We start from the raw sequence: 8,453 nt of genomic DNA on the forward strand, positions 1-8,453 counted from the left end.
CCCCGACGGTCCTCGACCGTCCGGGGCTCCGGCGTATCCCGGTCCCACCGGGGTACGGCTGTCGGTGGTGCGTGCAAGGATGCTCGCGCGCACAGGGGCGAGGCGAAGGGGGCCAAGGCATGGAGACCAGCCGGTTCACGGGCGAGGACCCGCACGGGCACCAGCACGCGGTGAAGGTCGTCTCGGGGCGGAACAACACCCGGCGCGTGGTCTGCGAGAGCTGCGGCTACCGCAGGTCGGCGGCGTTCGGCGCGCAGGCGAAGGCCTCCCAGCACCTGTCGCAGACGCACGAAGCCGGGTACGTCCGGCAGGAGTTCGCGCCGGGCCCGTGGATCGCCGCGGCCGTCGGACTGGTCGCCTTCATCGTCTTCCTCTGCGTGTACGGGACATAGGCCCTGTCCGGCCGCACACGACACCGCCCCGCCCGGCGGGGTGCCGGACGGGGCGGGGCGGTTCGCCGAAGGGAGGGGTCAGGCGGCCGGCTTGGCGGCGACGGGCTTCGCCTTGCCGCTGAACAGGCCGAAGAACACGGCGAGGGTCGGCACCAGGTAGAGCAGCCAGACCACGAGCTGCAGCACCGTCGGGTCCGGCTGGAAGTTGAACACGCCCTTGAGCAGGGTGCCGTACCAGCTGTCCTTGGGGATGGTGCTGCTGATGTCGAAGGCCACGCTGTGCAGGCCGGGCAGCCAGCCGGCCTCCTGGAGGTCGTGCACGCCGTAGGCGAGCACGCCGGCCGCGACGACCACCAGCATCGCGCCGGTCCAGGTGAAGAACTTGGCCAGGTTGATCTTCAGCGCGCCGCGGTAGAACAGCCAGCCGAGCACCACCGAGGTGAGCAGGCCGAGCGCGGCGCCGATCAGCGGGTTGTAGCCGTCGTTGGTGGCCTGCACCGCCGACCAGATGAACAGCGCGGTCTCCAGGCCCTCGCGGCCGACCGCCAGGAAGCAGGTGACCACCAGGGCCGTGGTGCCCATGGCGATGGCCGCGTCCAGCTTGCCGTGCAGTTCGGTCTTCAGGTGCCGGGCGGTGCGGCGCATCCAGAACACCATCCAGGTGACCAGCCCGACCGAGATGATCGACAGCGAGCCGCCCAGCGCCTCCTGGGCCTCGAAGGTGAGCTGCGACGAGCCGAACTGCAGCACGGCGCCGAAGACCATGCTGAGCACCACGGCGGAGGCGACGCCGATCCACACCGGCGGCAGCTTGTCCCTGCGGCCGGTCTTGACCAGGTAGGCGATCAGGATGCAGACGACCAGGCTGGCTTCGAGGCCTTCGCGCAGGCCGATCAGGTAGTTGCCGAACACGGCACTCTCCTCGGGGGGTTGAACGGGGCGGGGGATCAGCCGAAGAGCGCTTGGCCCCACCACTCCCCGGGCTTGCGGACGCCCGCCGGGCAGGCGAAGTGGGCGGAGCCGACGTGCTGGATGTACTCGTTGAGCTTGTCGCCGGCCGCGAGCCGCTGCTGGAGCGGCACGAAGGCCTTGCGGGTGTCGCGCTGGTAGGCGAGGAAGAACAGGCCGGCGTCCAGGCGGCCGAGGCCGTCGGTGCCGTCGGTGAAGGAGAAGCCGCGGCGCAGGATCATCAGGCCGTTGTTGGCGTCCGGGTGGGCCAGCGCGACGTGCGAGCCGGCGGGCATCGCCTTGAGGTCCGGCGCGTCGTGCTCCTTGACCTTGCCGTAGGGGGCGCCCTCGCCCTTGGTGCGGCCGAAGGTGTCCTCCTGGTCCTTGAGCGAGGCGCGGTCCCAGGTCTCGATGTGCATCCGGATCCGCCGGGCGACCAGGTAGGAGCCGCCGGTCATCCACTCGGGGCCGTCGCCGGGGGCGGCCCAGACGTGCTTGGCCAGCCCGGCGCCATCGGTGCCCGCGATGTTGTGGGTGCCGTCCTTGAAGCCGAGCAGGTTGCGCGGGGTCTGGGCGTCCGGGGTGGTGGAGGAGGTCTTGCCGAAGCCGAGCTGGGACCAGCGGATGTTGACGGTGCCCATGCCGATCCGGGCCAGGTTGCGGATCGCGTGCACGGCGACCTGCGGGTCGTCGGCGCAGGCCTGGACGCAGAGGTCGCCGCCGCTGCGCAGCGGGTCGAGCTTGTCGCCCTTGAAGTTCGGCAGGTCGATCAGGGCCTCGGGGCGCTTGGCGCGGAGGCCGAAGCGGTCGACGCCGTCCTGGTCGAACAGGGTGGGGCCGAAGCCGATGGTGAGGGTGAGCCGGGAGGCGGGCAGGCCGAGGGCCTCGCCGGTGTCGTCCGGCGGAGCCTCGGGCAGGCCGCCGGCGGCGCCGGTGCCGACCTCGCGGCCGCCGGTCATCGCGGCGGCGGCCTTGGTCCACTCCTTGAGCATCTTGACCAGCGACTCGCGGGTCGCCTTCTCGGAGACGTCGAAGGCGGCGAAGTGCAGGCGGTCCTGGACCGGGGTGGCGATGCCGGACTGGTTCTCGCCGTAGAAGGGCACCTCGGCGCCGGTCTGGGCGGCCGGGGCCGGGGCCTGGTCGTCCTGCCGGGTGGCGGCGGCGACCGAGCCGACGGCGGCGGCGCCGAGCGCGACGCCCGCGCCGGCCCAGCCGATCACGGCCCGTCGGCTGACGGCGCCACCGGCGGCAGCGGCCGGGGCGTTTGCGGTGACCTCGGGGTTCTCGGGGTTCTTGGTGCCCTTGGCGTTATCGGCGTCCATCGGCGGGCGGATCCTTCTCTGTGCTGACTCGCCGATGCCGTGGGGGGCCCCGGGGGGCCCCCCCCCCCCCCGGGGGGGGGGGGGGGGGTGCGGGGTCTCGGGTGGGACCGCGGTCGTTACTTGACGACCACGGCAGCGGCCAGCTTCGACAGCGGCTCGCCCAGCGAGTTGACCGCGTCGGAGAAGGTCTTGCGCTCGGCCTCGGTGACCTTGTCGTAGGAGGTGAAGGTGCCGTCGGCCTGCTTGTACTTGGCGAGCAGGGCCTGGATCGCGGTGAACTCGGAGTCCAGGGTCTTGGACAGCTCCGGGTCCTTCTCGGCGGCGACCGGCTTCAGCAGCTCGTAGGCCTTCTGCGCGCCCTCGACGTTGGCCTGGAAGTCGGCCAGGTCGGTGTGGCTGTAGCGGTCCTCCTCGCCGGTGATCTTGTTGGTGGCGACCTCGTCCAGCAGCTCCTTGGCGCCGTTGGCCATGCTGGTCGCGGTGATCTCGGCCTCGGGGATCTTCTTCTGCCAGTCCTTGAGGTCGTTGACCAGCTGGTCGGCGAGCTTCTTCTCGTCGTCGCCGATCTTGGCGTCGGCCCAGAGCGACTTCTCCAGCTTGTGCCAGCCGGTCCACTCCTGGCCGGCCTCCAGCTTGTCCTCGCGGGTGTCGGTCTTGGGGTCGACGTCGCCGAAGCTCTCGGCGACCGGCTCGGTGCGCTCCCAGCCGGTGCGCGACGGCGCGTACAGCGACTTGGCCTTCTCCACGTCGCCGGCCTTGATCGCGGCGGCGAAGGCCTCGACGGCCGGGATGGTGGCGTCGGCCTGCTGCTGGGCGTACGTACGGTACGCGTCGACGGCGGCGGTCAGGCGCGGGTCGGCGGCGGCGGTGGCGCCCTCGCCGGTCACGGTGATCTTCTGGCGGATGCCGTCGCCGACCATGCCGGGCTTGCAGGCGATCTCGTAGGAGCCGGCCTTGATCTCGGCGTTGATGGTGGCCTTGGTGCCGGGGCCGATGTTCTCGCGCTCGGTGATGATCTTGTCGCCGGCGCCGTAGACGTAGACCTCGGTGGTCTTGCCGCCCTTGTTGCTGATGTCCAGGACGACGTGGCCGGCCGGGAAGCTGGTCTTGGAGACCTCGCAGGCGGTGTCGGTCGCGTTGATCTTGACCGCGTCCGCGCCGCCCGCCTTGTCGTCCTTCTTCGCCGCACAGCCCGCCAGGGTGGCGGTCGCCACGGCGAGGGTGAGCAGCGCGGCTGCGGTGGAACGGCGACGGGCGGACATGCGGGCTCCAACGGAAAAAGGGCATGGGTGTGCCAGGGCGGGGCAGGGCTGAGCACCGGTGGGGCGTCGGACCAGCGACAACCCCGCCTTAGCTAAGGCATACCTTACGTAAAAACTTTTTTACGTCTACACCCGCCCCCGTCGGAAGCGGGCCGACCGCCCAGCCCGCCCCGCCCCGACCGGGCCCACCCCGCCCCGGACCCGTCAGCGCCCCGGACCCGTCAGCGCCCCGGCGTACGGCGCGCGGCCGCCCGGGCCGTCCACCGGCCCTCGTGCCGGCTGATCCGGATCGGGTGGCCGAAGGTCACGCTGATCAGCTCGGTGGTCATCACCTCGTCCACCGGCCCGGCCGCCACGCACTCCCCGTCCCGCAGCAGCAGGGCGTGGGTGGTGCTCTCCGGCAGCTCCTCCAGGTGGTGGGTGACCAGCACGCTGGCCAGCTCCGGGTGCTGGTGGCGCAGCAGGTCCAGGCTGTCCAGCAGCAGCTCGCGGGCGGTCAGGTCCAGCCCGGTGGCGGGCTCGTCGAGCAGCAGCAGGCGGGGGCTCGGCATCAGCGCGCGGGCGATCAGGGCCCGGCCGCGCTCGCCCTGGGACAGGGTGGTCCACGCCGACTCGGCGATCGCGCCCATGCCGAGCGTCTCGATCAGCTGCTCGGCCCGCTCCAGCACCTCGGGGCCGGGCTTGCGGTGCCACTCCGGCTCGATGGTGTTGGTGTGCCCGGTGAGCACCACCTCGCGCACGCTCAGCGGCGAGCGCAGCGGGTGCCGGGGGTTGACGTGCCCGAGGTGGGCGCGCAGCTCGCGGATGTCCACCCGGCCGAGCCGGCGGCCGAGCACGTCCACCTCGCCCCGGGTGGGGTGGGAGACCGCGCCGAGCAGGGCGAGCAGGGTCGACTTCCCGGCGCCGTTGGGACCGAGCAGCGCCCAGTGCTCGCCCGGCTCGATGGCGAGGGTGATCCCGCGCAGCAGGTGGCGGCCGTCGCGTACGACGTCCACGTCCTGGGTGCGCAGCAGCGGGCCGTCGAAGGACGGGACGGACGAGCTCATGGGGGCGGACCTCCGAGGTGCGGCGCCGGACAGGGTGCGGGCGGGGCGCCGTACCGGACGGGCCGGCGCCGACCGTCTGCGTGCAGAGTACAACCGTCGCCGCGTGCGGAGCCGGGCCGTCCGAGGAGTGGACGCTCCAGAACCCTGTCGCGCAGCGGGAGTTGGGAGGATGATCGGGGGATTCGGAGGGGATGAGGGGAGCGCCGATGCCGACCGACGGGGAAGCGGCCGAGGACCGGGCGGCCGACACGCTGCACGGACTGGTCGAACTGCGGGCCGGGCAGGCACCGCAGGCGGTGGCCGTCCGCTGCGGCGATGCCGAGCTGACGTACGGGGAACTGGACAAGCGGGCCGACGCCCTCGCCCGCCACCTGGCGGCGCGCGGCCTGGCCCCGGGCGGCCGGGCGGCGGTGGCGCTGGGCCGCGGCACGCAGGTGTACGTCGCGCTACTCGCGGTACTGAAGGCGGGCGCCGCGTACGTGCCGCTGGAGCCGAGCGCGCCGGACGCGCTGCTGCGGCACGTCCTGGCCGACGCCGCCCCGGACCTGGTGGTGACCGAGGAGAGCCACCGGGTGCGGCTCGCCGACGCGGGCCCGGCGCAGATCCGTCTGCCTGGACACGGCCGACCTCACCGAAGAGCCGTCCGACCCACCGGGGGCGCCCACCGGCCCGACGGACCTCGCCTGCGTCCTCTACACCTCGGGCTCCACCGGCCTGCCCACCGGGGCCCTGGTCGAGCACCGCAACCTGCTGTCCGCGTACCGGGGTTGGCGCGAGGTGTACGGGCTGTCCCCGGCGGACCGGATCCTGCAGACGTCGAGCCTGGAATTCGACGTCTTCACCGCCGACTGGGTCCGGGCGCTGGGCTCCGGAGCCACCCTGGTGGTCGCCCCGCGCAACCTCACCCTGGACCGCACCGCCGACCTCGCCGGCCTGCCCGCTCTGGTGGCCGCCGAAGGGATCACCGTCCTGGAGCTGAACGCCCGCCTCGCGCGCCGGCTGGCCGCCCATCTCGCCCGGAGTGGCGAGCCACGGACAGGCGAACCCCTGACCGGTACGCCGCTGCCCGGTGTGCGGCTGCTCACCGTCGGCGCCGAGAAGTGGTACCTGGACGAGCAGTTGGGCCTCCAGCGGCTGCTCGGCGACGGGACCAGAGTGCTCAACGTGTACGGCCTCGCCGAGGCCGGCGTGGACAGCGCCTACTTCGACGCGCAGGGCACGGCGGCCACCGGGGACGGCGAGCGGGTCTCCCTGATCGGTCGGCCGTTCCCCGGCACCCGGGTGTACGTGGTCGGGCCGCGCCGCCCCCCCCGGCCGCCGCGGCCCGCCGGCGCGCTCGCGTTCGGGGGGGGCGGGCCCGGCCGGGCGGCCCCCCACCCGGCCCCCGCCACCCCCCCCCCCGCCGCCCGCGCGGGCGGCGACCCCGACGGCCGGGTACTGCTGACCGGGGACATCGGCCGGCTCCGGGACGACGGCGTCCTGGAGTTCCTCGGCCGGGCCGCGCACGTGGTCGGGCCGGTCCCCTTCGCCCGCAAGGCCGCGGTGGTCTCCCGGGTCGCGGCGGCGGCCCGGGCCGAGGGCCGGCTGCGCGCCCACCCGGCGGTCCGGGAGGCGGTCGTGGTGGAGCTGGAGCTGCGGCCGGGCCGGCGCAGCCTGGTCGGGTACGCGGTGACCGCGCCGGACGCGGACGGGGCGGACGGCTGGTCGCTCTCCCAGTACCTGGCGGCCCAACTGCCCGGCGGCGACGCGCCCGAGGCCGTCGTCCCGGTGCCGGAGCTGCCGCGCACCCGGGCCGGAAAGCTGGACCGCGCCGCGCTACCGCTGCCGGCCCCGCCGAAGCACACCGCCGCCGGATCGGCGAAGGCGGGGTCGCGCACAGGCAAGGGCGGCGGCGGCAAGGCCGGGGGCGGGCGCAGCGGCACGTCGGACCTGCCGGGCTGCCTGGTGCTCGGCTGCGTGGTGTTCTTCTCGCTCATGGCCTGGGTCAGCACCAACGTCTTCTTCCCCGGCGCGACGCAGCTCGGGGCGGTGCCCGACGCGTACCACTTCTGGTTCGAGCTGCTCTACCTGTGCGAGAACCTCGCCTTCGGCGCCGGGGTGGCCTTCCTCTTCTTCGGCTTCCCGGCGGTACTGCGGCAGGGGCGGTCGTACAGGCTGTCCCTGCTCACCTACCTCTCGGTGGTGTGGCTGCTGGCCTCCTGGTGGCCACAGGACAACCTGTACCGGCTCACCGACGCCACCGACTGGCCGCGCGAGACGGCGATGGTGTTCACCTTCAACGTGCCGCTGATGGCGGCCGCGCTGGTGGTGCTGATCTTCCTGATCCGGCGGCCGGCCGCCCGGCGGTGACGGCTGCCCAGTCATGACGGCCTGCGCTGATGATCGGTCAGCGCAGCGCCTCGAACATCCCGGCCAGCCCGTGGTGCGCGGCCGCGAGCAGCGCCTGCGCGGCGTCCAGCGCCTCGGCGCTCGGCCCGGCGAGGGCGAGGCCGACGGCGGGCTCCGGGTCGTGGCCCGCCGTCGGGATCAACGGCAGGAGGGTGACGTCGAGCCGGGCGCAGCGCGGCCGCAGCCGGTCGAGGTGGTCGTACAGCGCGCCCGGGGCGAGCCGGGCGCCGAGCGGCATCGCGTCCAGGGTGCGGACGAGGTGGCCCGGGCCCCGCACCTGGTCGAGGCGGGCCCGCAGCATGAAGGCCACGGCCGGGCCGGTGAGCCGCAGGTTGATCTCGGTGGGGGCGAGCCGGCGCTGCCGGTCGGTGACGAAGTCCACGTCGTACCAGCCGCGGTAGCCCTCGGCGGCCAGCCGCTCCCCCACCGCGAGGGCGAACCGGCGGGCCGTCCCGGCGGCGCCCCGGGGCACCGCGTCGGGGCCGACGGTGACGCCCTGGTAGCGGGTGCCGGCGACGTGCATGTCACCGGCGCCCACCGGGTGGACGGCTCCGTCGGGGCCGACCAGCGCGTCGTAGGTGAGGTCGCGCAGCTGGGCGGCCGGGCCCGGGTCGACGTGCTCCTCCAGCAGCAGGCCGCCCTGGGCGGGCAGGAGTTCGGAGCGGACCAGGCGCCGCAGCAGGGGCCGGCCGCCGCCGGCGGCGAAGAGGTCGGCCGGATCCACCACGATGGTGCCGTAGCCGCCGACGCCGTGCGGGCTCTTCAGCACGGTGGTCAGCCCCCGGGCGGCGCGGGCGGTCAGCCGGCGGGCCGCGCGGCCCCGGCCGGCCGGGCGTTCCTGCCGGGGGACGACGATGCCCGGGTGGTCGGGGGCGAGTTCGGCGAACAGGTCGTGGGCCGCCGCCTTGGACTCGTAGCGGTGCACCGCGGCCAGTTCGGGGCCCTCGCCTTGGGCGGCGGTGCGGCCCCAGGCGACCACCGGCCGGCCGACGGCGGCGATCCGCGCGGCCAGGGCCGGCCGTTCGGCGAGCGCCCCGGCCACGCGCCCCCCGCGCCGCGCCCCCCCCAGCCCCCCCGCCGGGCCCCACACCACCG

7 protein-coding genes and 2 pseudogenes are annotated in these 8,453 nt (G+C 74.4%); 3 read left to right on the forward strand and 6 right to left on the reverse strand.

Translation table 11 applies throughout. From position 1 onward, the window contains the following. Window positions 1-119 precede the first annotated feature (119 nt). Complete coding sequence (locus tag ACFV61_RS30970; protein ID WP_380430948.1) at window positions 120-392, forward strand: hypothetical protein; 273 nt, start codon at window positions 120-122, stop codon at window positions 390-392. A gap of 78 nt (window positions 393-470) precedes the next feature. On the opposite strand, the gene efeU is transcribed toward ACFV61_RS30970, so the two are convergent. From efeU to ACFV61_RS30990, 4 genes are all read right to left on the reverse strand, one after another. Further along, window positions 471-1,304, reverse strand: coding sequence for an iron uptake transporter permease EfeU (gene efeU / locus ACFV61_RS30975; RefSeq protein WP_063346113.1), 834 nt, complete (start codon window positions 1,302-1,304; stop codon window positions 471-473). 35 nt (window positions 1,305-1,339) lie between these two features. Continuing rightward, window positions 1,340-2,662, reverse strand: a complete 1,323-nt coding sequence (gene efeB / locus ACFV61_RS30980; protein ID WP_380495211.1) for an iron uptake transporter deferrochelatase/peroxidase subunit — start codon at window positions 2,660-2,662, stop codon at window positions 1,340-1,342. A 116-nt stretch (window positions 2,663-2,778) separates the two neighbouring features. Further along, window positions 2,779-3,924, reverse strand: a complete 1,146-nt coding sequence (efeO, locus tag ACFV61_RS30985; protein WP_380495213.1) for an iron uptake system protein EfeO — start codon at window positions 3,922-3,924, stop codon at window positions 2,779-2,781. Between the two features lie 221 nt (window positions 3,925-4,145). Then, on the reverse strand, window positions 4,146-4,970 hold the full coding sequence (locus ACFV61_RS30990; RefSeq protein WP_063346115.1) for an ABC transporter ATP-binding protein: 825 nt from the start codon (window positions 4,968-4,970) through the stop codon (window positions 4,146-4,148). Between the two features lie 206 nt (window positions 4,971-5,176). Here ACFV61_RS30990 and ACFV61_RS30995 point away from each other — a divergent pair. Further along, window positions 5,177-5,479 (forward strand): annotated as a pseudogene (locus tag ACFV61_RS30995) (AMP-binding protein); the annotation flags it as partial. Here ACFV61_RS30995 and ACFV61_RS31000 read toward each other — a convergent pair. Continuing rightward, a complete protein-coding gene (locus ACFV61_RS31000) occupies window positions 5,417-5,590 on the reverse strand; it encodes a hypothetical protein (protein ID WP_380495215.1) in 174 nt (57 codons plus the stop codon). The pseudogene ACFV61_RS30995 and the gene ACFV61_RS31000 sit on opposite strands and share 63 nt — an antisense overlap. Between ACFV61_RS31000 and ACFV61_RS31005 the strand changes: the two genes are divergently transcribed. Next, window positions 5,583-7,319 carry an AMP-binding protein gene (locus ACFV61_RS31005; protein ID WP_380495217.1) on the forward strand — a complete coding sequence of 579 codons (1,737 nt, stop codon included), beginning with the start codon at window positions 5,583-5,585 and terminating at the stop codon, window positions 7,317-7,319. The two genes, ACFV61_RS31000 and ACFV61_RS31005, sit on opposite strands and share 8 nt — an antisense overlap. A gap of 37 nt (window positions 7,320-7,356) precedes the next feature. Here ACFV61_RS31005 and ACFV61_RS31010 read toward each other — a convergent pair. Further along, a pseudogene (locus ACFV61_RS31010) lies at window positions 7,357-8,453 on the reverse strand (hypothetical protein); the annotation flags it as partial.

Source organism: Kitasatospora sp. NPDC059817, assembly GCF_042731835.1.
GTDB lineage: Bacteria > Actinomycetota > Actinomycetes > Streptomycetales > Streptomycetaceae > Kitasatospora.